The sequence below is a fragment of the Ruminiclostridium cellobioparum subsp. termitidis CT1112 genome (assembly GCF_000350485.1).
GTDB lineage: Bacteria > Bacillota > Clostridia > Acetivibrionales > DSM-1351 > Ruminiclostridium > Ruminiclostridium termitidis.
The window spans coordinates 24192-49595 of sequence record NZ_AORV01000066.1; the positions used below are offsets into that span (position 1 = coordinate 24192).

At 44.0% G+C, this 25404-nt stretch carries 24 protein-coding genes and 1 tRNA gene; 4 read left to right on the top strand and 21 right to left on the bottom strand.

Going from position 1 to position 25404, the window contains the following annotated elements; genetic code table 11:
• The first annotated feature begins 39 nt into the window (after window positions 1-39).
• The 3 genes from CTER_RS24400 (at window position 40) to CTER_RS24410 (ending at window position 3785) form a co-directional block, all read left to right on the top strand.
• Complete coding sequence (locus CTER_RS24400; protein WP_004630348.1) at window positions 40-723, top strand: ABC transporter ATP-binding protein; 684 nt, start codon at window positions 40-42, stop codon at window positions 721-723.
• Window positions 720-3056 (top strand): ABC transporter permease, encoded by a 2337-nt coding sequence (locus CTER_RS24405; RefSeq protein ID WP_004630351.1) that lies wholly within the window; start codon window positions 720-722, stop codon window positions 3054-3056. Before CTER_RS24400 ends, CTER_RS24405 begins: the two co-directional genes overlap by 4 nt.
• Window positions 3057-3158: 102 nt before the next feature.
• Window positions 3159-3785, top strand: a complete 627-nt coding sequence (locus CTER_RS24410; protein WP_004630344.1) for a hypothetical protein — start codon at window positions 3159-3161, stop codon at window positions 3783-3785.
• A 116-nt stretch (window positions 3786-3901) separates the two neighbouring features.
• Here the strand turns inward: CTER_RS24410 and CTER_RS24415 are convergent.
• The 17 genes from CTER_RS24415 to CTER_RS24490 form a co-directional block, all read right to left on the bottom strand.
• A tRNA-Ala gene (locus tag CTER_RS24415) sits at window positions 3902-3977 on the bottom strand.
• A 214-nt stretch (window positions 3978-4191) separates the two neighbouring features.
• Window positions 4192-4743, bottom strand: coding sequence for a prolyl-tRNA synthetase associated domain-containing protein (locus CTER_RS24420; protein ID WP_004630455.1), 552 nt, complete (start codon window positions 4741-4743; stop codon window positions 4192-4194).
• A gap of 35 nt (window positions 4744-4778) precedes the next feature.
• The gene (locus CTER_RS24425; RefSeq protein ID WP_242835075.1) at window positions 4779-5417 is read right to left on the bottom strand and encodes a thiamine diphosphokinase; all 639 of its coding nucleotides are present in this window, start codon (window positions 5415-5417) and stop codon (window positions 4779-4781) included.
• 53 nt (window positions 5418-5470) lie between these two features.
• Window positions 5471-6139, bottom strand: a complete 669-nt coding sequence (gene rpe / locus CTER_RS24430; protein WP_004630360.1) for a ribulose-phosphate 3-epimerase — start codon at window positions 6137-6139, stop codon at window positions 5471-5473.
• Entirely contained in the window at window positions 6136-7053 is a 918-nt protein-coding gene (gene rsgA / locus CTER_RS24435) for a ribosome small subunit-dependent GTPase A (RefSeq protein WP_004630374.1), read from the bottom strand. The genes rpe and rsgA overlap by 4 nt, the downstream gene beginning before the upstream one ends.
• A gap of 30 nt (window positions 7054-7083) precedes the next feature.
• Window positions 7084-8892, bottom strand: a complete 1809-nt coding sequence (pknB, locus tag CTER_RS24440) for a Stk1 family PASTA domain-containing Ser/Thr kinase (protein WP_004630436.1) — start codon at window positions 8890-8892, stop codon at window positions 7084-7086.
• A gap of 13 nt (window positions 8893-8905) precedes the next feature.
• Window positions 8906-9631, bottom strand: a complete 726-nt coding sequence (locus CTER_RS24445) for a Stp1/IreP family PP2C-type Ser/Thr phosphatase (protein WP_004630441.1) — start codon at window positions 9629-9631, stop codon at window positions 8906-8908.
• 39 nt (window positions 9632-9670) lie between these two features.
• Complete coding sequence (rlmN, locus tag CTER_RS24450) at window positions 9671-10705, bottom strand: dual-specificity RNA methyltransferase RlmN (protein WP_004630358.1); 1035 nt, start codon at window positions 10703-10705, stop codon at window positions 9671-9673.
• Window positions 10614-10832, bottom strand: a complete 219-nt coding sequence (locus CTER_RS28470; RefSeq protein ID WP_165585981.1) for a hypothetical protein — start codon at window positions 10830-10832, stop codon at window positions 10614-10616. The genes rlmN and CTER_RS28470 overlap by 92 nt, the downstream gene beginning before the upstream one ends.
• A gap of 56 nt (window positions 10833-10888) precedes the next feature.
• Window positions 10889-12241: a 16S rRNA (cytosine(967)-C(5))-methyltransferase RsmB gene (gene rsmB, locus CTER_RS24455; RefSeq protein WP_004630363.1), complete on the bottom strand. Its 1353-nt coding sequence runs from the start codon at window positions 12239-12241 to the stop codon at window positions 10889-10891.
• Window positions 12242-12263: 22 nt separating this feature from the next.
• The gene (locus CTER_RS24460; RefSeq protein WP_004630328.1) at window positions 12264-12962 is read right to left on the bottom strand and encodes a zinc metallopeptidase; all 699 of its coding nucleotides are present in this window, start codon (window positions 12960-12962) and stop codon (window positions 12264-12266) included.
• Window positions 12963-13233: 271 nt separating this feature from the next.
• On the bottom strand, window positions 13234-13986 hold the full coding sequence (locus CTER_RS24465; protein ID WP_242835082.1) for a DUF116 domain-containing protein: 753 nt from the start codon (window positions 13984-13986) through the stop codon (window positions 13234-13236).
• The gene (fmt, locus tag CTER_RS24470) at window positions 13967-14905 is read right to left on the bottom strand and encodes a methionyl-tRNA formyltransferase (protein WP_040762056.1); all 939 of its coding nucleotides are present in this window, start codon (window positions 14903-14905) and stop codon (window positions 13967-13969) included. Before fmt ends, CTER_RS24465 begins: the two co-directional genes overlap by 20 nt.
• Window positions 14906-14919: 14 nt before the next feature.
• A complete protein-coding gene (def, locus tag CTER_RS24475) occupies window positions 14920-15396 on the bottom strand; it encodes a peptide deformylase (RefSeq protein WP_004630330.1) in 477 nt (158 codons plus the stop codon).
• A 136-nt stretch (window positions 15397-15532) separates the two neighbouring features.
• Entirely contained in the window at window positions 15533-18004 is a 2472-nt protein-coding gene (gene priA / locus CTER_RS24480) for a primosomal protein N' (protein WP_004630416.1), read from the bottom strand.
• Between the two features lie 89 nt (window positions 18005-18093).
• On the bottom strand, window positions 18094-18624 hold the full coding sequence (locus CTER_RS24485) for a Gx transporter family protein (RefSeq protein WP_242835076.1): 531 nt from the start codon (window positions 18622-18624) through the stop codon (window positions 18094-18096).
• 2 nt (window positions 18625-18626) lie between these two features.
• The gene (locus CTER_RS24490) at window positions 18627-19040 is read right to left on the bottom strand and encodes a NusG domain II-containing protein (protein ID WP_004630379.1); all 414 of its coding nucleotides are present in this window, start codon (window positions 19038-19040) and stop codon (window positions 18627-18629) included.
• A gap of 357 nt (window positions 19041-19397) precedes the next feature.
• Between CTER_RS24490 and CTER_RS24495 the strand changes: the two genes are divergently transcribed.
• Entirely contained in the window at window positions 19398-21002 is a 1605-nt protein-coding gene (locus tag CTER_RS24495; RefSeq protein WP_242835078.1) for an NAD(P)/FAD-dependent oxidoreductase, read from the top strand.
• A gap of 66 nt (window positions 21003-21068) precedes the next feature.
• Here CTER_RS24495 and CTER_RS24500 read toward each other — a convergent pair whose 3' ends face one another.
• The 4 genes from CTER_RS24500 to atzF all read right to left on the bottom strand — a co-directional run bounded on the left by CTER_RS24500 (window position 21069) and on the right by atzF (window position 25402).
• Window positions 21069-21776 (bottom strand): single-stranded DNA-binding protein, encoded by a 708-nt coding sequence (locus CTER_RS24500; RefSeq protein WP_004630471.1) that lies wholly within the window; start codon window positions 21774-21776, stop codon window positions 21069-21071.
• 472 nt (window positions 21777-22248) lie between these two features.
• Entirely contained in the window at window positions 22249-22896 is a 648-nt protein-coding gene (locus tag CTER_RS24505; protein WP_004630458.1) for an urea amidolyase associated protein UAAP2, read from the bottom strand.
• 27 nt (window positions 22897-22923) lie between these two features.
• Window positions 22924-23643 (bottom strand): urea amidolyase associated protein UAAP1, encoded by a 720-nt coding sequence (locus CTER_RS24510; protein WP_004630448.1) that lies wholly within the window; start codon window positions 23641-23643, stop codon window positions 22924-22926.
• Between the two features lie 13 nt (window positions 23644-23656).
• On the bottom strand, window positions 23657-25402 hold the full coding sequence (gene atzF, locus CTER_RS24515; protein WP_004630388.1) for an allophanate hydrolase: 1746 nt from the start codon (window positions 25400-25402) through the stop codon (window positions 23657-23659).
• Window positions 25403-25404: the final 2 nt, after the last annotated feature.

The following is a 25404-nucleotide window of genomic DNA, read 5'->3' on the forward strand; positions in this document are numbered from 1 at the left end:
GCTGTGCCTGTTATTCTTAAAGGAAGGAGGATGATAACAATGCAGATATTAAAAGTTGAAAAGCTCTGTAAAACATACGGCAAGGGAGAAACGCGGGTCGACGCCCTAAAAGATATATCCTTTACGGTGGAAAAGGGTGAATTCGCGGCGGTCATAGGCGAATCCGGCTCAGGCAAAAGCACCTTGCTAAACTGTACCGGAGGTTTGGATCATCCAACCTCAGGCAAAGTATTTCTGGAGGGCAAGGATCTGTTCTCGATGAAGGAGCAAGATCGGACTGTTTTCCGGCGCAGAAATATCGGATTTGTATTTCAGTCCTATCAATTGGTACCGGAATTAACGGTGGAACAAAATATTGTTTTTCCGCTTCTCCTGGATTATCAAAAACCTGATCCGGCTTCGGTCAATGAGATTTTACAGGTATTGGGGCTGACAGAACGAAGGGGACATCTTCCCAGCCAGCTTTCCGGAGGACAGCAGCAGCGTGCGGCAATCGGCCGCGCACTGGTTACCAGGCCCATGCTGATTCTGGCCGACGAACCGACCGGTAATTTGGACAGCAAAAACAGCCGGGATGTGATCGATCTGCTTGTGAAGGCCTCCCGGCATTACCAGCAGACGATTTTGATGATTACCCATAATATCAACCTGACCTCCTCGACAGACCGTGTCCTGCGGGTAACGGACGGCGTGCTTGCCGATCTGGGAGGGGTGCGGGGATGAAAAGCTATCTGGACCTTATCCCTATTTCCGCCAAAGCCCATAAAATGCAAAACCGGATGACCCGGATCTGCATTGTACTTGCGGTTTTCCTTGTTACCGCTATTTTTGGCATGGCGGATATGGAAATGCGCAGCCAAGAGTTGCGGGCAATCAAAGGATATGGGAACTGGCATGCGGCATTCACCGGTATTGATGAACAGGCCGCGGCAATGATCGCCGCCCGGCCGGAGGCTAAAGTCTCTGGGTGGTATGGTTACCTTGGAGAGGAAAGCGACTATACGGTCTTGGGAAAATCCGTCGGTGCTGCGGGGGTGGATAAGAATGTGTTTGAAGCCATCTTCCCCACAAAGCTTACCGAGGGAGTATATCCAGCAAAAAAGAACGAGGTTGTCTTAACCGAAAACGCGAAAAACGGTCTTGGCATCAACGTGGGCGACACCATCACACTGGAACATCTGGGTTCCGAACCGGTGCGGCTTTTTGTCGTAGGCTTTGCTGAAGCAACCTCAAAACTGCTAAAACAGGATACTTATGCTCTGCTGCTTACGACGGAAGGGTTTCATTCGGCAATACCCCAGGAGCTGTACACCGGTCAATTCATGGTTCAGCTTTCCAAATACTGCAATATGCAAAAGGTCATTGCTGATATCACACAGCAATACCGGCTGACTGACAAACAAGTATCGCAGAATGCCGTACTGCTCGGAATGATCGGCCAGAGCGGCGACAGCTATATGCTCGCGCTTTACGGCACCGCCGCCGTTTTGTTTGTGGTGGTGCTGCTGGCCGGTATTCTGATGATTGCAAGCAGCCTGAATAGCAATGTGATGCAAAGAACAGAATTCTTTGGCATGATGCGCTGCCTGGGTTCTACCAAAAAGCAAATTATGCGGTTCGTTCGCCTGGAGGGGCTGCAATGGTGTAAAACAGCGATCCCATTGGGGCTTGGGATGGGAATGGTGATCGTGTGGGTTTTATGCGCGCTGTTGAAGTTTTTAAGCCCCGGCTATTTTGCCGAAATGCCGTCCTTTGGCATCAGCTGGATCGGCCTTCTGTCCGGTATTGCGGTAGGCATTTTTACGGTGCTTTTAGCCGCGAGATCTCCGGCCAAAAAGGCGGCTCGGGTCTCTCCTCTGACAGCGGCTTCCGGAAATGCCAATTCCCTTCAGTCTCCTCGCACAGCGGCCAATACAGCCATTTTCAAGGTTGATGTCTCTCTTGGCATCCACCACGCCAAAGCAAGCAAAAAGAATTTCCTTTTGATGGTTGGCTCCTTTGCCCTTAGCATCGTACTGTTTCTCTGCTTCTCAACAGCGGTCGACTTTATGCACCATGCCCTCAAGCCGCTAAGACCGTGGACGCCGGATCTTTCCATCATCAGCGCGGATAATACCCTCTCCATCGACAGCCGGCTGGTGGAAGCATTGCAGGATAATCCGAAAGTAAAACGGGCATATGGGCGAATGTTTGCCTATGATGTTCCTGTAAAAACAGCCGGGCAGGAAAGGATGATCAACCTGATCTCCTATGAGGAGCATCAGGTTTCATGGGCCAGTGAAAGCCTGCTGGAAGGTTCTCTCGAAGATGTAATGCAGAAGGATGATAGGGTCCTGATCGTTTATGACCCGGAAAGCACCCTGCATGCCGGGGATACGCTTGCCCTTGATTTGGGGAACGGACAAAAGGAAGTCGCTGTGGCAGGGCTACTTTCTTCCAGCCCGTTTGATCGCGTAAAAGGGGTTGAGACGGTTATCTGCTCTGAAACGACATTCCGGCAGCTGACCGGCGAAACAGGCTATACCATCATTGATATCCAGCTTTCCAATCAGGCGACGGATGATGACGTAAGTGCTATCCGTTCCCTGGCAGGCCCCCACATACAGTTTTCTGATCAGCGTGCAGGCAATCATGAAGCAAGAGGCGCCTTTTATTCGATGGCGCTGTTCATGTACGGTTTTCTGGTGATTATTGCATTGATCACCATATTCAATATTGTGAATAGCGTTTCTATGAGTGTTTCAGCGCGCATTAAACAGTACGGCGCTATGCGCGCAATCGGTATGAGCGACCGTCAGCTGTTAAAAATGGTGGCGGCGGAGGCTGTCACGTATTCTGCTGCGGGCAGTGCCGCAGGATGCATTCTGGGATTGCCGTTGCATAAGTTCTTGTTCGAGGAGATGATAACCGCCCACTGGGGCGATCTGTGGCAGCTTCCGCTGGGGGCGCTCGGAGTGATTGTGGCGATTGTTATGATCACATCCATCTTTGCTGTGAGCGGTCCGGCAAGACGGATTCATAATATGTCCATTGTTGATACGATCAATGCGCAGTAAAATAATATTACTTAGTAAAACAGCTTCGTTATTCGGGGCTGTTTTTATCTTACAGGAGTCTAAATTCAAGCTTAGATATAGTTGTATTTAAGCGCGGCTATTTTGCCTATTCCGTTGGAATCTGCATGCATCAAAGCGGGAGTTCTGCCCGCTTGTTATGAAAACTCGGTAATCGAAGTGGAAATTCAGGGACAGACGGCTTTAAGCTGCTTTTCACTGAATGATAACGGTACAGTCACCTGTCCTATGGGGAATATATTGACAAAGAAAAAGGTTAGAGGGAAAAGTACCATCTATGGCAGCAAGGAAGCCTGCCGGCAATGTCCTAACCGGTGCACAGACTCAAGAAAGCCGAAAGAGGTAAGCTTTGGGCCTGAAACTAAATACGTCCCTGTTAGAATGTACGGACATATAAAGCATAAACTCAATTCAATTCCTGCTGAAATCCCCATCAATCCTTTCAATCATACTCTGGACAGAAAAGATTATGCGGCGGCAGCAAAAGTAGTCCTCAGGATAAAGAAAGATACCAGCAAGATGAAAGAGCGAATGTGCCTGTCGGAGCATCCCTTCGGGACAGTCAAGTGGTATCATGGAGCACACTATCTTCTATGTAAGGGAAAAGAAAAAGCCACAGCCGAGATTGGCCTTAGTTTTCTTGCCTACAATATTAAAAGGGCAATAAATATCATAGGAACAAAGAAATTAATAGAAGCAATGCAGGGATAAAAAAGAGGAAACTCTTTTTTATTGAAAAATTATAATGAAAAAAGCCCGCAAACGCACTAAAATTTTATGTATAAAACGCTGAAAAGCCTGATAATTCAGGCTTTTCAGACAAATTGTGGTGGAGATGAGGGGGATCGAACCCCTTACCTCTTGACTGCCAGTCAAGCGCTCTCCCAGGTGAGCTACACCCCCATATATTAGAAAACCCCTTATTCATGCGGTTTCCGGTTTTTACAATTTCCAAATTTCTTTTTTCTGCGGAATTGCACATGGGATAGCTTTCGCTCCCAACTGCGCTAATGCCCCAAGCGTTTTTACTTTTAATATAGTACCATGATTCAGACTCTCATGCAATATGTTTATTCAATAAATAAAATAATTTTAATCAAATTTCGCTTTTGCCGGCTTACAGTTCCACATATGAAGGTGAATGTCCGGTATACGCCAGAAACTTCGTAAGCAGATCGTTTGTTTTGATTTTAAGGCTGCTGGTATTGACACATGGATGGCAGCCAAAATATTCCGATTTCAGAATATCCCTGTCTATCAGCAAACCTACCTTCTTTTCCCCGTCGTTCATAAGGCCTAATATGCTGACAGACCCGGGTGTTATGTTCAAATACCTTTCCATATGCTCCGCATGGGCAAAAGAAAGCCTTGTCGAGCCTATCTGCCTTGAAACAGCTTTAGTATCAAACTTCTTATCCCCCGGCATTACCAGCAGATAAAATCGGGTCTGGGCAGAATTGCATAGAAACAGGTTTTTGCAGATTTCTATTTCCAGCAGCCTCTCAACCTCGTGGCAGTCATCTATGGAATTGGTCTCCTTGTGATCCAGCCGGAAGTATTCGATTCCCAGCTTTTCAAGGAGATCATATGTGCCTGTCTCCTTTTGAAGCCTGCCGGTGCAATCGGGTTTACCCGTATATATGGTTGTATCTGTTACTATATTTGACATTTCAATTGCTTTCCTTAATCACATTTACATCTTTTTCAGTCCCGGGATAAGCAGACCAGCAGCGTACCGCTGCCAATGGTCACACCGGCAATATCCTCATAAAACTCATTGCTGACCCCCCAGGAGGTTCCCAGATGCATGGTGGCATTGTTCAAGGGGTATTTCAGGCCTTTTGTTGTTACCCCTGTCACCTCTTCGGTAACAGGAATGAGTGACAGCTTGTATCCCTCCACCCTCGGCATCGAAAAGGTTTTGTCAAACATATATACCCGGTTGTGTTCATCTGCTATACAGGCCTTAACCTTTTGGTCCAGCAGTTTTTTTAACAGAAAAATATTTGCCATGGAGTGATCAACCCTGCTCCCCATAGCTCCAATGAATATTATCTCGTCGGCCCCTTTTTCCACTGCCCTTTCAATTGCCAGCTCCGAATCGGTCATATCCTTTTCAACAGGAAACTGCTCGGCTTTTATGCCCCGGGTCTGAAAGTATTCAATATCTTCTTTATTTGCAGAATCAAAGTCTCCCAGAAGAACATCCGGTATTATGCCCAGCTTCCGCAGGTGCCCCGCACCTCCGTCTACAGAAATGATATAGCCGGCATTTTCAAAAAAAGGTCTTATAACATTATAGTCCTTGACAGAACCATTGCATACAATAACAGCTTTCATCATTCACCAATTAATTTTTATTTTACATAATATATATCCTGAATACAGCAGTAGCACTAAACAAGATTTCTGTTAAAGGCATTCAGCCTTAACTGTTTGATGGCCTCTCCCACATCCGGCTTTCCGTACACGGCCGAACCTGCCACTATAACATTGGCCCCTGCCCTTGTTACCAGCCCGATAGTACTTGTGTCTATACCGCCATCTACTTCAATATCAATATTTACAGTGCTTCTAAGCACCAAATTTTTCAATTCTTCAATTTTTCTTGTTGCTGTCTTTATATAGGACTGTCCTCCAAAGCCGGGATTAACCGTCATTAAAAGGACCATGTCCAGTTCCGGCAATATATAATCCAGCGCCGACAGGGAAGTTGCAGGATTTAATGCAACCCCGGCCTTTTTTCCGAAGCTTTTGATCAGCTGGATGGTTCTATTGAGGTGCAGGCTGGCTTCGGCATGTACCGTAATGATGTCAGCTCCTGCTTCTGCAAATTTCTCTATGTATTTGTCGGGATCTGATATCATTAAATGCACATCAAAGGGCTTGTCTGTAGTTTTCCTCAAGTGCTTGACTACATCAGGTCCTATAGTTATATTTGGAACAAAATGTCCATCCATTACATCAATATGAATTAAATCAGCACCGTTAATATCAGCTTTTTGTATTTCCTCACCAAGGCGGGAAAAATCCGCTGCTAAAATCGAAGGGGCAATCTTTATCACTTTATCACTCTCCTGGCTTCTGTCTTTTTTGATTTGTATTGTGGTATGTCTTTTAGGGTTTTGTATAATTGTGTATATCTCTGAAACCGGTTGTTATCTATTTCACCGCGTTCAAGTGCTTCGCGTACGGGACAGTCAGGTTCTGTAATATGGCTGCAGGAAGTAAATCTGCAGGTATTTAAATATTTTCTGAATTCAGGATAATAATTCTGAAGTTCATTATACTGCACGTCGGTTATCTCATAGGAACTGAAGCCCGGAGTATCTGCAACATAACCTCCGTATTTAAGCTCCATGATTTCGGCATGCCTTGTAGTGTGTTTTCCCCGCTCGATCTTTTGGCTCACACTGCCTGTTTCCATTACCCAGGATTCCATAATATGATTGAGAATTGTTGACTTTCCAACACCCGACTGACCGGCAAATACACTCATATGGTCCTTCAATTCTTCTTTTAGCTGCCTGTAGCCTATATTCCTTACCGAGCTTATTTCAATACAATTATAGCCTGCCAGGGAATATGCATCCTTGATAAGCTTTGCATTTCCATCATCAATATCGATCTTGTTTATACAAATAAGGATATTTAAGTCTTTCATTTCAGCTGTTATAAGCAACTTGTCCAACAGCATAAAATCAGGGCTTGGTGCCTTAACCGCCACAACTATAACCAATTGGTCAACATTGGCTACAGCAGGACGCACTAATTCCGACGAACGTTTTTGAATTTCATCAATATTGCCTAATTTCTCCTGGTTATCAAGCACACTGAAGCCCACCCGGTCACCGGGGAGCGGTATTATGGAATCCTTCCTGAATACCCCTCTTGGCTTGCATTCATAAACGTCCCCGTTAATGTCGTCCTTTACGTAGTAAAAACCACCAATTCCTTTTAGAATCACTCCTGCTGGCAATAAGTTACCTCCTGTTTTCCCGTATCCCTGTTAGTTAGTTACATTGGTTCCATTGTTATTTTGATTGTTTGTCTGAACATCAGACTGTGTGGAATCGGCCGGATCTTTTGTCTCGGTTCCATCCCCCGACGTGTCTGTCGGAAGAGTCGGCTCCTGGGATGTATCTGTAGCCGGAGCCTGTTCCACGGTCAGCCAGATAGTGACCGATTCGCCCTCTTCAACCTCGGTATAGGCTTCAGGTAATTGTTTGTTAACTATACCCTTTCCGCCGGCTGGAATTATATTTCCAAGCTGCAGTTTATTATCGGCCAGTGCCTTTTGTGCTTCAAGTTCAGTTTTTCCAACAAGATTCGGCACCTTTATCCTCTGGGTTTTTGCACCCTTGCTCACATATATGGTGACTTCGGTACCTTCCTCGACTTCTTCACCAGCTGCAGGCTCTGTTCTTATTACATAATCGGCTGCAACATCCTCGTTGAATTCCCTTTCAATCTTGTATTTGAGGTTATTTGCCTCTATTTCGCTCTGTGCTTCTCTATATTCCCGGTCTTTTACCTCGGGGACCTTGGACATTTTGGGACCGCTGCTTACAGTCAGCTCCAGGGAAGTATAATTTCCGCTTTTATAATCCGTTCCGGGGGGAATGCTTTGATCTATGATAATACCTTTTGCAACAGTCTCACTTACTTTCATAGTCGGGGTTATCTTAAAGCCCTTTTCCTCAAGTTCGATTTTAACTGCTTCGTATTCTCTTCCTACATAGTTATCCATCTTGTATGTGGGTTGAATTGTTTTACTGAATAAACTGATTACCATGAAAATAGCCAGAGCAATCACAAGTATGCTTGTAATACCAGCAATCCAGTATGCAACATAATTTTTCTTTTTTTCTTTTTTAGCGTCGTTATTTTTATTATATTCATTATTTCTGGATTCGTTTGCATTTCTGGGTGAATTAACAGGTTTCATACGGATGGTGGACTGGCCGTTAAAATTCTCCACGCCCACAAAGCCGCCCTGGGGCTGTACCAGGACTCTATTCAGGTCGTTGATCATTGAAGTTGCCGATTGGTATCTGAGATTTTGTTCCTTTTGAATTGCTTTCATGATTATTTCATTCACACCGTAGGGCAGGCTGGGTACATGTTTGTGCGGCTCCACAGGCACTTCCTGGATATGCTTCAGTGCCACTGAAACCGGAGTATCACCGTCAAAGGGAACCTTCCCTGTTACCATTTCATACAACGCTATTCCAAGTGAATACAGGTCGGACTTTTCATCAATAAAGCCGCCCCTGGCCTGTTCGGGAGAAAAATAATGCACCGAACCTATTGTGCTTCCAACCATGGTTATTGTTGAAGAAGTAACAGCCCTGGCTATACCGAAATCGGTAACTTTTGCTATGCCGTCTTTTGTCAGCAAAATATTATGGGGCTTGATATCCCTATGTACAATATTATTTTTATGCGCATGTTCAATGGCAGAGCAGATCTGAATGGTTATTTTCACCGCATCCTGCCAATTAATAGCCCCATGCTTGTTGATGAATTCCTTCAAAGTCATCCCGTCGACATATTCCATAACTATATAGTGAATATCATCCTGGTGTCCTACGTCGTAAATGGAAACAACATTCGGATGTGACAGGCTCGCTACCGCCTGGGCCTCCACCTTGAAGCGCTTGACAAATTCTTCATCATTAGTGAATTCAGAACGTAATATTTTAATAGCGACAAATCTGTTCAGCAGATTACACTTTGCCTTATATACGACTGCCATTCCGCCGCCGCCGATTTTTTCCAGTAACAGGTATCTATTTCCTAATACTTGACCTTCCATATTTCACCTCTACTTATATTTTACCAACTATTACGGTTGTATTGTCTTCCCCACCGTTATTATTTGCTTTTTGAATTAAAGTATCACAAGCATCCTGTGGTTCTTCATTATTTTTTATTATATCCAGTATTTCTTCCTCTGTAAGCATATTTGTCAGACCATCGGTGCAAAGGAGAATTATATCATTATCTTTTAAATCTATTTCGTATGTATCAACCTGCAAACCAAGTTCATAGCCTACAGCACGTGTTATAAGGTTTCTCTTTGGATGATTCACCGCTTCATCCCTGGTGATGGAACCATTTTTGACAAGCTCTTCAATAAAGGAATGATCCCAGGTCACCTTTTCAATGGAGTCTTCTCTGATAATATATACACGGCTGTCACCAACATGACCGATATAAAGCTTTCTGTTTTTCAGCACGGTAATTATAAGCGTCGTGCCCATACCCTGGGTAGCTTCATCCAAAAGTGAAAAATTATAGATCTCATCATTTACTTTTACAATAATATCCCTTAGCATTTCGGAAATATTTTTTTTCTCCCAGTCTGCCTTAAGCAATAAATTGCATACTGAATCCACAGCCTGTTTGCTGGCTACCTCCCCGCATTTATGCCCTCCCATTCCGTCTGCAATAACGAAACAGGCCGGTATTCCCGGATATCCAACCAGAACATTGCAATTGTCCTCATTCAGTTGTCTCTTTAGCCCTCTGTCTGTTCTAATGCCATACTTCAAAAAAATCACTCCTGAACCAAACACCAAAATACCAAAAGCCTAATCTGCATTACTGTCTAGTCTGTTCTTTCTCAGCTGACCGCAGGCAGCATTGATATCGCTGCCCAGCTCTCTCCTAACAGTAGTTTCAATTCCTCTTGATTCCATAATGTTTTTAAATTTATCTATCTGAACCCGTGAGCTTTTTTTATAACCGTTTCCCTGAACGGTATTTACAGGAATCAAATTTACATGACACAGCATTCCCTTTAGTAAACCTGCAAGTTCTCTTGCATCCTGCTCCGAGTCGTTTTCTCCCGAAATCATTGCATATTCAAATGTTATCCTTCTTTTAGTGCTCTCAGTATATATCTTACATGCTGAGAGCAATTTGTCAATAGAATAGGCCTTGTTCACAGGCATCATAGCCGACCGCTTGTCATCCCTTGCACTGTGAAGTGAAACAGACAGGGTAACCGGCAAATTTTCCGCGGCCAGCTGAAGTATCCGCGGCACTATCCCGCAGGTGGACAGAGAAATATTTCTCAGGCCGACCATCAAACCGTCGGGATGATTTACAATTCTTAAAAATCTGACCACATTATCATAATTGTCCAGCGGCTCTCCAATACCCATTAATACTATATGCCCTATTCTTTTTCCCGAGTCCTCCTGCATTGTCATAACCTGATCCAGCATTTCCCCCGGGGTCAGATTTCTTGAAAAATTCGCCCCTGTTGAGGCACAGAAGGTACAGCCCATTCTGCAGCCCGCCTGTGAGGATATGCAGGCCGTAAAACCATGCTTGTATTCCATAAGCACACTTTCAATTATATTCCCGTCCTCCAGTTCAAACAAGTATTTTGCAGTAGAATCTATTTTTGATTGGAGCTTGTTTACCTGCCTGAGCCTGCTTATTTCAGCAACCTGGCCTAATTCCTGCCTCAGCTGCTTTGAAAGGTTTGTCATATCATCCACGGATTTTATCCCGCTGTTAACCCATTTAAATATCTGTTTGGCTCTGAATTTCTGCTGACCCATTTCTGAAAGAAGCTGTTCCAGTTCCTCCAGAGTCATGTCCATTAAATTTCTCATATGTTTCCCTAATACTCTCTATAATATTGATTTTTAAAGCTTCTCTTTTAAGAACAATGACATCTACTATTTTATACCATTTATTCAATAAAATGCATCTTTTTTTTACTTTCTTTTCTTTTACCAAGGCAAAACAACTCCAACTCCGGGCGCTTATAATAAATTACTCCGATTTACCGCCTGCTAATCACTGATTTTCATTATCTTGCTTATAAAAAAACCATCTGTCTGATTTACATTTGGGTACAACTGTATATACCCCTCCTTTGCCGTCCCGGCCTTTAGCTTTTCGGGCAGCAAATCCTCAAAGCCCGCAAGCTTGAAGTCCTTGTTTTCCGAAAGAAAAGCCATGACATTGTCAAGATTTTCCTCGGGCTGTATGGTGCAGGTGCTGTAGACCAGATATCCTCCCGGCTTTACATAATTTGAGGCATTCTTGAGCACCTGCCTCTGAAGCTCTATTATTTCCTTTTGACCGGCAAGATTTCTTGAATACTTGATATCAGGTTTCTTTCTGATTATTCCCAGACCTGTACAGGGGGCATCCACCAAAACTCTGTCCGCCCTGCCCGCAAGATTTTCATCACACTTTGCAGCGTCAAACAGTTCGGTCTCTATTGTATGTATGCCCAACCTGGCGGCATTGCTCTCCACAAGCTTCAGCTTATGGGGATGGATATCCCGTGCAAGCACGGTGCCTTTGTCATTCATAAGCTGAGCAAGGTGTGTTGCCTTGCCGCCTGGAGCACTGCACACATCGACGGCCAGCTGGCCTTCTGCCGGCCCCAGTACCACCGACGACAGCATCGAGCTTTCATCCTGAACGGTAAAATATCCATTCCGGAAGGCTTCAAGCCTGGCAATGGAGGACGGATTTTCCAGGATCACCGCGTCCTCCAGGTAATTCCCCTCCCGCGCTTCACATCCCTCGGCCTTAAGTGCTTCCATCAAAGCCCTGCGGTTTGTTTTAAGCGTATTGACCCTCACACTGAAGCCGGGCACTTCATTATTGCTCTTCAGCAGGCTTTCGGTAAATCCGGCTCCAAACAGCTGCAGCCATCTGGAAACCAATTCCTCCGGGTGTGAATATACAATACTCAAGTAGCGGATCATATCCTTCTTTTCAGGGTATGGCATGTTGTCACTGCTTCTCGCCACATTTCTCAGGACCCCATTGACAAAGCGGCTTGAGGCCTGATGCCCGTATCGCTTGGCCAGCTCGACACTGGTATTGCAGGCCGCCGATACCGGTATCCTGTCGGTGTGGAGCAGCTGGTATATTCCCAGCCTTAATATATTTCTGATCCAGGGTGACAGCTTCTTCAGCCTGACACTGGAAAATTTATCGATTATATAATCGATCTCTATGAGCCACTTGACCGTCCCATAGGCCAGCTCTGTTGCAAAAGCCCTGTCGATCTCCCTCATCTCCCCGGCCTCAAGATATTTATTGACCGAGATGTTTGAATATGCCGAATTCTCACTGATATCATACAAAATTTTCAGAGCAGTCTCTCTTGCCGTATCTATTGCCATACTTTCTCCTGTCTTCTTTTATCTAATCCCTGTTTCTGCGGTTTCCAGCCAGCAGCAGCAGTCTCAAAAAGTTTGCTATTGCCACAAGGGCTGATGCCACATATGTCAAAGCTGCGGCATTTAAGACTTTTTTTGCCGACTGCAGTTCATCCTTCATTAAAATATTATGTCTGTCCAGGCTTTCTATGGCTCTGCTGCTGGCATTGAACTCCACCGGCAGGGTTATCAGGTAGAAAAGTATTGCAGCCGCAAACAGCAGCAAGCCTATATTGATCAGCACAGACCAGCTCAGTATCAATCCGAGGATAGCCAGAGTGGGGCCTGCCTGTGAGCCTATATTTGCAACAGGCACCAATGAACTTCTCAAAGCCAGAGGACCGTATTTTACACTGTGCTGTATGGCATGACCCGTTTCATGAGCCGCCACTCCCACAGCCGCCACAGATATGCTGGAATATGTCGAATCGGACAGGCGGAGTTCCTTTTTGCGCGGGTCATAATGATCTGTGAGTTCCCCTTTTATTCTGGTAACCTGTACATCATATATGCCGTTTGACTGCAGCAGATATCTTGCCACATCGGCCCCCGTCATATTTTTCGAGTTGCCTATTTCACGATATTTGTTAAAGGTTGTCCTTACACGGAACGAAGCTATCATTGATATTATCAGTGCCGGAACAACCAAAACCAGATAATATTGATCCATATAAAAAAATCCCATATTAACCTCCATGAGCCGCTTAGCGGCCACAAAACTGTAATGAAATCTCTCTCCCTCATCCGCTATAAGGCGAATAAAGGAGGTTAATTGGCCATGTGCGCTTTCAAAGTATTTGATAAATACTTTGAATATTTCGCACGGCCATAAATTCATAGGTTAGCTTGGAAGACGAACGCAAGTGAAGTCTTTCAAGCTAACCTCCTAGCCATGTAATGGCTTTGAGCCGCAATAGCGGCCACAAAATGTAATGAAAATTTTGCATAATCCATTTTTAAGTCAACTGCTCCACCCGCTCCTTAATTGCGGCAAAATCCACATCGGTATTGAAACATGGACCATTTGGCTGTTTATTGGTAATCCCTATGACAGGGATCACTTTAACATCCGATATCCCGCTCATCAGATCCCTTTCGCAGGCAACCGATATAATGAGTTTTGGATTGTTTTGCCTGATTATTTTCCGCGCAACAGTTCCACCTGTTGCTATAAATATACCTATATTCTTTTCCGAAGCGTAGTCCAACAGCTGGCCGATTTTACATTTTCCGCATCTCCGGCAGACCTGGGGATTATTGGTCACCTTTAAGCCGCATTCACTGTTTTGAAGGCAGTGGGGCAAAAGCAGCATAACATCCTGAGGCCTGTATTTCTTATTATCAGATTCTACAACGATATTATTCAACTCTATATAAAATAGTCTTATACTCTTTTTTAACGTTTGGTTTGCCCTGGCAAATAAAAGTGCCAGCGGCAGCATTATCTGCATACCGGCTTTTGTCAGCATTAACATGACCAAACGGGCTTTTTTGTTTCTGTAGGTGGAGACAATTGCAAGACTCACAAGTAATAACAAAAGCAAGCTCAGGCCCATAGCTGCTATAATAGACATTAAAATAATATTATAGGCCTTTAAGGTGGCATGGGCATAAGCGACACTGAAAACTGCCAGCAGTGAAATAAAAACAGTAAATATTATTGTTGATGTTCTTACAAATACTTTTATATTATTTTCCAAGTGTTTCACCTGTATTAATCTGATGGCCTCTAATGTAATCACGGACACTCATCCTTTTTGAAGAGTCAAACTGAACCTCCCTGATCAATAGATTTTCATCAGAGCATTTTACCAAAATACCTTCATCATCCACTTTAAGGATTTCTCCGTTGCTGCGGCTGCTATCTGCGGCTTCCGGCACAAGAGAGGTTTTCCATACTCTCATTCTGCCGCCCCCAATAAAGGTATATGCTCCGGGCCACGGATCGGTTCCCCTGACCAGGTCGTGTATTTTCCGGGCCGTTTTGTTCCAGTCTATCAAGCCCAGCTCCTTGTTCATCATAGGAGCATATGTGGAAGCATTGTCTTCCTGGGGTATTCTTTCAAGCGTACCTTTCCTGAGCTCAAGCAGGGTTTCCTTTAAAACCTCCGCTCCAAGCACAGCCATTTTATCATGCAATTCTCCTACGGTGGTATCAGGCCCGATGGCAAGCTCCTTTTTCAAAAGCATATCTCCGGTATCAAGCCCCACGTCGGTGAACATGGTTGTAATACCCGTTTTACTCTCTCCGTTTATAACTGCCCAATTGATGGGAGCAGCCCCCCTGTATGCCGGTAAAAGTGAACCATGCACATTTATACAGCCGTGCACAGGTACGTCAAGCAGATCTTTTGAAAGAATCTTTCCGTAGGCGGCAGTTATGAGCAAGTCAGGTTTCAGAGCTCTGATCTGTTCAATGAATTCCGGGGTTTTTATCTTTTCGGGCTGCAAAACCTCTATGCCGTGTTTTAATGCAAATTCCTTTACCGGAGGAGCCGCCATCCTGTTGCCCCTGCCCTTTGGCTTATCAGGCTGCGTGACTGCAGCAGCAACGTCGTAACCTTCGTTAACCAGCATTTCAAGACTTGGTACCGCAAAATCAGGAGTACCCATAAAAACTATCCTCAAATGAAAACCTCCCCTTATTTCTGCATTTTTTCAATTTCTTCAGCGGTGAACATTTTATGAGCCTTATCTTTGTACAAAATTCCGTCCAGATGATCCAGCTCATGGCATATAGCCCTTGCAAAGAGTTCTTCGGTTTCAAGGATCACAGGTTCACCGTTTCTGTCGGTATACCTTACTTTTACATGCATGGGACGCACTACTTCACCGGAAGTACCCGGTACGCTCAGGCAGCCCTCTATTCCATCCTGTTCTCCGTTCTGTTCAAGGATTTCCGGATTTATCATTTCAAATAGGCCGTTGCCTATGTCTATAACTACGATGCGTTTGAGTATGCCGACCTGGGGAGCTGCAAGTCCGACTCCGTCGGCCTTATACATGGTGTCTGCCATATCGTCCAGCAAGGTTTCTATTTTCTTATCTATTACTTCAACCGGTCTGCTCTTTTTTCTGAGGACCTCGTCACCGTCTTTTCTGATTTCTCTGTATGCCATAATAACCTCCACCAATTTTATTATTTATTATTTAAATTCAAGGCTGCGTATACTCCAATTATTGCCGAAGTTTTGGTCATCTTACTATATACTATGTTTTATACCCAGGGTTTTACATAATTAACGTTTTACATAATTATAGCATATTGTAAGGATTTATATCCATGCTCATGGACATGTCCTCATCCTTGATTTTTTTCCATACCTTGTCAGACACCAGCGTTAACCGTTCAATAAGCTTCTCCCGGTCTCCGGCCTTTATTACAATTCTCCAGCGGTATTTTCCCGCCAGCTTTGGTATGGGGCATCTTGACGGCCCGAGTACCGTAAAGTCTGGCAATGCGTCTTCGGACAGTTCAGGCCCGATATCTTTGGCTGTTTCAAAAACCCTTCTGTCTTTCCTGCCGCTGAAGGTAATCACGGCAATATTGTTAAAGGGCGGATACCCCAGTCTCTCTCTGATCAGAATCTCCTGATTGTAAAAACCTGTGAAGTCCTGACGGCAGGCGGCCAGTATACTGTATTCATCAGTATTGTAGGTCTGTACTATAACCCTTCCGGCTTTTTCTCCCCTTCCGGCCCTGCCCGCAACCTGGGTCAGCAGCTGAAAGGTTCTCTCATTGGCTCTGAAATCCCCTGTATTCAGCATACTGTCGGCGGCCAGAACCCCAACCAGTGTCACATTGAGAAAATCATGCCCTTTGGCTATCATCTGGGTCCCCACCATAATGTTTATATTTTCATTTTTAAACCGGCTCAATATTTCTTCATGGGCATTCTTATAGCCCACCGTATCAATGTCCATTCTTATAACCGAGCTTTCGGGAAGTCTGTTCCTTATCTCCTCCTCGATCTTCTGGGTTCCGACGCCGAAGTGCCTTATATGCTTGCTCCCGCAGGAGGGGCACTGGGCCGGGTTTTTCACGGTGAAGCCGCAGTAATGGCAGATCAGGCGGTCGCTTTTTGCATGAAAGGTCAGCGCAATATTACACTCGGGACATTTCATAGTATATCCACAATTACGGCATATTACAAAAGTCGAGAAGCCTCTTCTGTTAAGGAACAATATGCTTTGCTGACCGTTTGCGGCATTATTTTTCAATTCCTCCTGGAGCAGATAGCTGAAAGGTGTCTTATTGCCGTTTTCCAGCTCCAGACGCATGTCAACCATTATGACCTTTGGAAGCTCGGAGGTGTTGGGCCTGTTTTTCATTTCAACAAGGTCAATATCACCATTTTTTGCCCTGTAATATGTATCCACCGACGGTGTGGCCGAGCCGTATACCAGCAGGGCATTATTTATAAAGCACCGCTTCCGGGCTACTTCCTTGGCATTGTATCTGGGCATTGCTTCCGACTTGTAGGAGCCCTCATGCTCCTCATCAATAATAACAAGCCCCAAATGGGTTACAGGTGCAAAAACCGCCGAACGTGCACCTACAACAACATCTACCTTTCCCTCATTTATCAGTCTCCACTGATCAAACCTCTCTCCCAGGGAAAGCCTGCTGTGCATCACTGCAACCCGTTTTCCGAACCTTGAAACAAACCTCTCAACCATCTGCGGCGTCAGAGAGATTTCAGGCACCAGAAGAATTGCTCTTTTACCCATATCAAAGCAGTGGGAAATCAGCTGGAGATAGACCTCCGTTTTCCCGCTTCCTGTTATTCCATGGATAAGGCTTTCCTTAAAAGTGCCGGTATCCAGCTGTCCCATGAGTTTTTCCAGCGCCGCGGCCTGTTCGGCTGTGGGAGTCAGGTGTTCTGTCTTTTCATATTCCCTGTCCTTTATGGGATTTCTTTGAAGCTCTATGGTTTTATAACATATGTACCCGTATTTGCTGAGGGTGTCGAGAACTGAGGAGGTAACCCCTGCGAACCTTTGTATGTCGGCTACCGAAACCAGTTCATTATCCAGCAATATCTCCAGTACTCTAATATGCTGGATCCTCTTGACAGCATTATTCTCCAGCGCTTCAATTATTTCTTCACGGGTCCTGGCAAGGCTGACGCCTTTGACTGATTTGGCATTGACCTTTTGCTGATAGCATTCCTCCACTGTAACCGCACCGCACTCGAACAATTTTTGGATGCAGCCTTTAAAGCCTTTTATTTCACACATCCCCCGCAGTTCGTCATACTCACACTCACCACCGACACAGTTCAAGTTTTCCACTATCCTGTTCAAGTCCTGTTTTTTAAAGGCTTTGAACTCTTTGTCGGTCAATTTGACGGTTTTGACGGTTTTGACGTTGATTCCCGGGGGAAGCATGCATTTGATAACATCCGAATATGTACAGATATACTCCCGTTTCATCCATTCCAGCAGTTCAATGTTATCTCCCTTTATAAGTGAATAGGGTTCAAGGACCTGCTTGATGGGTTTATATTCAATATTTTTAGCATCATTTCTGAGAGAACCGGCATCGACAGGCTTTATCTCCAGGACAAAGCCCTCCTTGACCGTGCTGCCGCCTCCGAAGGGTACCAGGACCCTGCAGCCTGTGCATATTCTTCCGGCCAGGCCGTCGGGTATTATATATGTATATTTCTTGTCGTATGCTCTTGTAGTGTTTAGTAAAACCACTGAGGCAGTCAATACCGTCATTTTTTTCACTCCGAAAATATTTTCAAGTCAAATCGTGATTTATTATATCATTTTATATATTAAATTAAACAAGCCTCAGTGTAAATCCTTTATATATATTCGATCAGGTTAAGTTTTTTTAGTGCTTTGATCATAAAAGTACCGCAAATGCCCATAAAACTTCCCGTCAGAATTCCTGAAACCAGAAGCACAGGCAGGTATGCAGCAACGGACAGATCACTCATTACAAAGCATGCAACTGCTATCTGTCCGGTATTATGGGCAACTGCTCCCGCAATACTGATTCCCGTAAAGCTGAAGAATTTACGGACATACTTCAACATGATCCACATAACCGCCGCACTGAGTATCCCTCCGCAAATACTGAACATGAACATTACGGGGCCTCCCATAAACAATGAGGATATGACACTTCTAATAAGAATAATCAATATTGCATCTGAAAAGCTGAAGAATACCAGACTGACAATTGTAACAATACCGGCAAGGCCCGGCTTGATCCCCGGAACTCCGGCAGGAACAGGCAGCTGTGTCTCTATAACCGACAACAGAACAGACTGGGCCGCCAACAAGGATAAATAAATTATTTTCTTTATATCGATGTTTCCTTTTAGATACATTTTCATCTTGCTGCACCGTCCAAAGACTTATCATTATTTCCAACTATTTTTATCAGAGTTCTGTTCGGAAGACAAACGGCTATCTGTCCGGGCTTGTCTATCCATCCCGTTTTTACGCAAAGCCTGTCGGGACAGTCGGCCGACATGAAACAGATTTTTTTCTGATCTGCAACGATAAATTCATCATATTGTCCGGAAACTTTTATGACTTCTCTTTTTTTCAGCTTTGTCAGGTTTATGCTTTTTATGACTTCATCATCCTGCTTTATGATTGCATAAACCTCCTCCTTACCGGGATTGCCTGCATTATTCCAGCTTGCCAGGCTGTCGGAATTGTTCCCGCCGCCGATTATGACCGACAGGCATATTCCAAATACAATCAACAGAACTAATATAACATCTCCCTTTTTCAACATAGGTATATCCACCGCTTTCTTTTTTGAAATAATCCTGTTCAATCCATATACCTGTGATTTTGTTTGAATACAATTCCACTAATTAATACATCCTATATATAAGTTCATTACATTGAATAATTTTTCCCTTGAATTGCTATTTTTATAACTTTACCGGAAAAGACAATTTGAAATAAAATCACTCCAGAAAGGCTGCTGATACTCTTATGTCGAGAAATATCATTATTGCCGGTGCGGGCTATGCAGGCATTGAAACCGCGCTGTACCTGACAAAAGAAAAAAAAGAAAGATGATGATATCAGAATAACCATAATAGATAAAAACTCATACCATACCCTGTTGACCGAGCTTCACGAGGTGGCGGGAAACAGGATTGCCGAAGACGGCGTCACAGTCCCCTTAAGGGACATCTTTCACTATACCGATGTTCACATAATAAAGGATGAAATAGTTGGTTTTGATTTCAAAAACAACACTGTAAGCTCTGAAGACAGGCAATATAAATATGACTATCTGGTGCTGGCCTTTGGCAGTGAACCAAACTATTACGGCATTCCTGGAATGAAGGAAAACTGTTTCCCCCTCTGGTCCTATAAGGATGCTGTCGCGGTAAGGGAACAGATATATGACTGCTTTATAAGAGCCGCCCAGGAGGAGGATAAAGACAGGAGAAGTGCCCTCCTGACTTTCGTTGTAGGCGGCGGAGGCTTTACAGGAGTGGAAATGATTGGAGAGCTGGGCATGTGGGTTAGAAAGCTCTGCACCCAGTTCCACATTGACCGCAATGAGGTTCAGTTGTATTTAATTGAAGCATTGTCTAAAATACTGAATATACTTAAGGATAAAAATATAGACGCCTCCATGAGATACCTTACAGACAAACTGAAGGTCAACGTTTTGCTGGAGAGTGCCATAACAAAGCTGGAGCCTGACAGGGTGGAACTCAAGGACGGAAGGGTTATCAATACACGCACTCTTATCTGGACAGCCGGGATCAAAGCCTCTTCGCTGACCGCCAGCATTGACCTTGAAAAGAACCGCACCTCCAGGCTGGTAGTCGATGAATACACAAAAACCACCTTGCAGAATGTTTATGCCATAGGCGATGTCAGCGCTTTTACCTATGAGGATAAAGTACTTCCCCCTCTTGTAGAATCGGCAGTGCAGACCGGAAAAAATGCCGGAAAAAATATTCTGGCAGACATCAGAAACAAAGATAAAACCAGGCTGGAGCCAAAGCTCCACGGGGTTATGGTGTCAATAGGAAGCAATTTTGCCGTCAGCGAGATAATGGGTAAAATATTCCCCATATGGCTTTCAATAGTCATGAAATATATGGTTAACATTCATTATTTATTTGGAATCGGAGGCTTTGAGCTGGTATTCAAATATCTCAGCCATGAACTGCTGCACAAAAGGCACAGGCTCAATTTCCTGGAATATCACTACACCTTCCGGACACTTGCCTTCTGGCTGGTGCCCCTGCGGCTGTTTCTGGGATATACCTGGTTCATGGAGGGCTACAATAAGATAAATGAAGGCTGGCTGGCAAAGCCCATGCTGGCCGGTCTGCCTGTTGACGCAGCCTCCAGTGCTTCGGTGACCGAGACTGGCGAAAAGGTGTTCAGTATAATTTCCCCTCATACTCCCGGCTGGTATGCCTGGATAGCAAACAACCTGGTAATCCCCAATGCGCTGCTTTTTCAAGTAATGATCGTATTGGCTGAAATAGCTCTGGGACTTGCTTTTTTCTCAGGAACCTTCACTTTCCTGGCAGCGCTGGCGGCGTTGGCCCTAAATGTGAACTTTCTGCTCTCCACCGGCTTGTATGAAACCAGCTGGTGGCTGATACCTGCTGAAATAGCCATGCTGGCAGGAGCCGGCAGAGCTTTCGGCCTGGATGCCCACCTGATGCCCTTTCTGATGAAAGGCTGGAGATATCTTGTCAGACGGAGCTCATAACAAACACCTCAGTTGCTGTTCCAACTGAGGTGTTATTTTATGTACAAATCTTCGATTTTTATAATCCTACTGCTCATTTTCTTCCTGGATGTCTTTCACTTCTTCCTTATCGTGAACTTCTTCACTAAGAACTTCTTCACTATGAGCCTCTTCGGATATTTCCATTTTTGAAACGGATACTTCATAGGCAGTCTTGGAAACAGTTTCACCGTTTTCAAGTTTCTTTTGGTATTCTCTGCTCTGAATTCTTCCCCAAATCTTGATATTGTCCCCGATGGCGAGATTCTGGGAATACCTTGCATTTCTCCCCCATGCTATGCATGGGATATAATCCGACTTATTGTAGGGCCTGTTTACAGCTACCAGGATATCGGTAATTTCTCTTCCAAACGGAGTCATCCTGTATATAGGATTTTTGCATATATATCCGTTTAAATATATCTGGTTTGGATTTTTTATCCGTTTTTCCTCATCTGTAAAAATCACTTCTCTGGCAAATACCGTCAGAACGAGCTTATTTGAATCACTTTTGTAACTGTTATAGGATCTGAACTGACCTTCTATTTCCAATGAAACACCAATTTGCAGTTTGTTCTTTGGCACAAGACGTTCTGAAAATGTAACAGATATTTTATCACTGCTGTCGCTTAGCCTGGGTACCTCTAAATAAAAAGAATAAAAGCCCTCACCATATACCTCGTGGCTATATTCAACCTCTGATACAACTTTTCCTGAAATGGTCACTACGTTGTTTTCTATTACATTCCCGACCATTTTCCCTCCACTCCTCTCTTTTGCTGTTGTGTCTCTCTTTTGATTTATCTAATGTAATATGTATTCTATTAGTTCGTGATTTAGAATATTTTTCTAACTTATTTTTTCAACTGTAACATTAACTAAGAAAATCACATCAAGATAAATAAGTTAAACGCACTTCCTTAAAGCAAATTACTCCATACTCCAATTATCATTCGCCGTATAGTCCAGATCTATTGCTAGTTAGAATGAAGGAACGCAGCTATGCCAAATTAATACAATCTTTTAATATTATATTACATAATTATTAAAATGGAAATCTTTTATTCTACAAAAAATTCAGTTATTTTATATTGCTATATAACAAAAAACGCAGCGGCATACGAATGCCGCTGCGTTTTTTGGCCCGCTGCTTCCTCCGGGTTTTCTTACAGCCAAAAAGTTGAAAAGCTGCTTTATTGATCATATATTATATAACACATAGAATTAATTAATCCCAGATTATTAATCTTACCGGAGTAGGATTATATGCATTACAGGGATTATTCAGCTGAGGACAATTACTAATAAGTACCATGGTATTTTCCAGGGCTTTCACCTCCACATAATTGCCCGGTGCTGATATTCCGTCGTCAAATTTAAAACCTCCATCTTTTGTAACAGGAACATTCATAAAAAAGTTTATGTTGGGTGCCAGATCTCTTTTAGCAAGTCCTGCAGGTTTTTTAGCCAGCTGCAGCATGAAGCTGTCCCTGCAGTTGTGCATATAAATTTTTTCTCTTGCATATCTGACAGTATTGCTTTGGGATGAACAGGCACCTCCTATGGTATCATGTCTGCCGGTAAGATCCGCAACAATCTCAAGCAGAGGTTTTCCGGATTCTGCTCTCAATATGCTTCCGGTTGTCAGATAAATGTTCTCCTGTGCGGTGATTGTTGCAATTGCTCCGTAGTGATCTTCAGGATTCGTCATGTCATAAAAGGTGGTGTCAACTGCCTGATTTCCCTCCAGATCGATTATTCGGAAGATTTGTCCGGGCTTCAGTTCATGCATCCAGCCCTCTCCGGCCGGTAATATATAATCATATATGGCATCTTCAAGTTCCAATATGCTTTCTTTTCTTACAAATCCGTTCATTTTTCCATCCTCCTTTTTGTACCGTGTTCATAAACCCATAAGATTATAATAATCCCAGGTATTTTGAAAAGCACGGTAGTTTTCCGGCCTGAAATTGACACACTCATCCTGCAGATCAGCGGCCGGTGCATCATAAACCTCCAGCATAACAGGTACGGATGGGTAGGTTTTTCTCTTATCAAGCGGATTTGGTGTATTTGACAGGATAATAATTATTTCCATTTCCGTTCTGAGAGTAAAGGTTGAACCTTCCTTGCAATGGCCTGTTTCATAATGCATGCTGCCATCGTCCTCACAATAGACCTTTGAAAAGACATTGATACAAGGTACCAGATCCCGGGCTCCCATTCCGTTTCTAACCAGCTCAACCAAAAAGTTTTCTTCACCGCTTTTCAGCCATTCGTTTCTGCAGTTCTGGTAATTTGTCGATCCGTATCTTTCATCGGTGAGTCTACGGGAGGTATAACCGCACAGGGTATCATGCCAGCCAAGGCGGTCTTCAACTATGCTGGCCAGGACTCTTCCGTTATCGCTCATCAGAATATTTCCCCTTTTGAGATGAGCCGTATATTGTGCCTTCAGTGTATCGGGCATATTATAACGTTCCGAGGTATCCCTCATATTATACAAAAGCATTGAAACATTGGCATCAGGCCCAAGTGCTTTAAAGTGAATATACTTTCCTCTTCCTATATTGCCCGACCATTTTTCCCCGGGTAGCAGCTTCTTATTCCAAATCTGTTTCATATTGCCACCTCCATTAATTTATCGCTGCCGCATTTCTCCAGCCTGCGTATTTTGTTATGTCCTCACTTAATTTTTCCATATAGCCTTCACAAATAAAGCCTATAACCTCCTGTCCATCCTCCAGTTGTACCAGCCCCAGACCCAACGGTGCTTTTATGCAGTTCAGAAAGTAACCAAGATTTTTGGTAGGTATACTCCATAATTCCACATCAATGCTTCCGCCATTGGATGGAACTTTTACAAGGCCCGGTTTTGAAGGAGTTGTCGGCAGCTTGAGCAGTTTGTATACCGGTGCGGTTTTTGCTTCTTTTACAAAATGTGCATTTAGGGTGGTTAATTGGGGCTCAAGCTGGAAACCTCTCATGTGTAGACCACAAACAGCTATATTGGTGATTTCCTCCTCGGAATCGTTCAACTGATACAGGCTGGCAATACCAAAATTAAAGCCCTCACAATTATCAAGAGCAAAGCTTGTCACACCAAAGGGAACACCTTCTTCAACCCATCCTGCCTGAAAATCCAGAGCAGTTAAACCCAAAAGATTACAATGATTTGTATATAGTCCCAGGTTGCTGTTTGTTTTTATGGGATCCCTGTTAACCTGCTCCCTTGTATAGGTTCCTCCAACTGTGGGAAGAACAAGCACTGCATTATGCAGTAATTTTTTTACCATAACCTTAATTTGGCCTAACCTGTGCATTGCCTTAAATACCGAATCAGCCCTGAGGTCATTTTTAGCTCCGCTCTTTAGTATGGCTTCTGTCACCTTGACCATACCCTCACCCTTGTTCTTTTCAATGAAACTTCCTAAGGATGCCCATCTTTCGGCTATCCATGGGCCATCATACAGGATTGAGGCAGCTTCGGAAAAAAGTGAGTAATCAATGAATTCAACAGGAATGTTAAGCAGTTTGATTTTATCAATTACGGTCCTCCACTTTTTTCTGTAGCCTTTTTCATATGGACCGAAAAACTCAAGGTCTCCGGCGGGTATACAAATCTTTTCGGGAATAGTTTTGTATATGGGTTTTGAAGGCCTTGACCATGGGTTTTCGCTGTCAAACACCCGCACTACTCTGTCCACAGCTATGGCATCTTCAAGATTGTGTGTGAATACCGTCACACAATCCAATGAAGCACAGGCAGGTACCACTCCCCTGGTAGACCATGCGCCCATACTGGACTTCAGCCCCACAAGATTATTGAGAGCGGCAGGCACTCTGCCCGAGCCTGCAGTGTCGGTTCCAAGTGAAAAAGCCGCCAGTCCCATTGCAACGCTTACTGCAGAACCTGAACTTGAACCTCCGCTTATAAGCTCACCCTTCAGGGAATTGTGGGTCTCACCGAACAGGCTTCTGGTCCCCACAAGCCCTGTTGCGAACTGATCCAGATTTGTTTTTCCCAGAGGTATAGCGCCCGCCTCAAGCAGCAGCCTCACTACGTCCGAACTCTCCCCCGGCGTATATTTATACTCCTCACAGCCGGCCGTGGTAGGAATTCCCTCGAGATCGATATTATCTTTAATGGCAAAGGGTATTCCCCATAGTGGTACAAGATTTTTATCCATTTTCTTCAGCTTATCTAAATATGGCTTTATTTCATCCATGGAGGGCTTTTTAATCCAAATATTCATTTCTACCGTGTTTTCCACTCTTTTTATAATCTCACTGCAGACATCCACAGGGCTGAAAATACCTCTCTTATAGCCATCTTTTAAATAAGAAATTGTAAGTTTTTTGCTTATATCTTTTTTTTGCATAC

Coding starts and splice junctions, on each gene's coding strand:
- CTER_RS24400 (WP_004630348.1), top strand. CDS start 40: ATGCAGATATTAAAAGTTGAAAAGCTCTGTAAAACATACGGCAAGGGA.
- CTER_RS24405 (WP_004630351.1), top strand. CDS start 720: ATGAAAAGCTATCTGGACCTTATCCCTATTTCCGCCAAAGCCCATAAA.
- CTER_RS24420 (WP_004630455.1), bottom strand. CDS start 4,743: ATGTCAAATATAGTAACAGATACAACCATATATACGGGTAAACCCGAT.
- CTER_RS24425 (WP_242835075.1), bottom strand. CDS start 5,417: ATGATGAAAGCTGTTATTGTATGCAATGGTTCTGTCAAGGACTATAAT.
- pknB (WP_004630436.1), bottom strand. CDS start 8,892: ATGGAAGGTCAAGTATTAGGAAATAGATACCTGTTACTGGAAAAAATC.
- rlmN (WP_004630358.1), bottom strand. CDS start 10,705: ATGAGAAATTTAATGGACATGACTCTGGAGGAACTGGAACAGCTTCTT.
- rsmB (WP_004630363.1), bottom strand. CDS start 12,241: ATGGCAATAGATACGGCAAGAGAGACTGCTCTGAAAATTTTGTATGAT.
- CTER_RS24460 (WP_004630328.1), bottom strand. CDS start 12,962: ATGGGATTTTTTTATATGGATCAATATTATCTGGTTTTGGTTGTTCCG.
- def (WP_004630330.1), bottom strand. CDS start 15,396: ATGGCATACAGAGAAATCAGAAAAGACGGTGACGAGGTCCTCAGAAAA.
- priA (WP_004630416.1), bottom strand. CDS start 18,004: ATGACGGTATTGACTGCCTCAGTGGTTTTACTAAACACTACAAGAGCA.
- CTER_RS24485 (WP_242835076.1), bottom strand. CDS start 18,624: ATGTATCTAAAAGGAAACATCGATATAAAGAAAATAATTTATTTATCC.
- CTER_RS24490 (WP_004630379.1), bottom strand. CDS start 19,040: ATGTTGAAAAAGGGAGATGTTATATTAGTTCTGTTGATTGTATTTGGA.
- CTER_RS24500 (WP_004630471.1), bottom strand. CDS start 21,776: ATGGTCGGGAATGTAATAGAAAACAACGTAGTGACCATTTCAGGAAAA.
- CTER_RS24505 (WP_004630458.1), bottom strand. CDS start 22,896: ATGAACGGATTTGTAAGAAAAGAAAGCATATTGGAACTTGAAGATGCC.
- CTER_RS24510 (WP_004630448.1), bottom strand. CDS start 23,643: ATGAAACAGATTTGGAATAAGAAGCTGCTACCCGGGGAAAAATGGTCG.
- atzF (WP_004630388.1), bottom strand. CDS start 25,402: ATGCAAAAAAAAGATATAAGCAAAAAACTTACAATTTCTTATTTAAAA.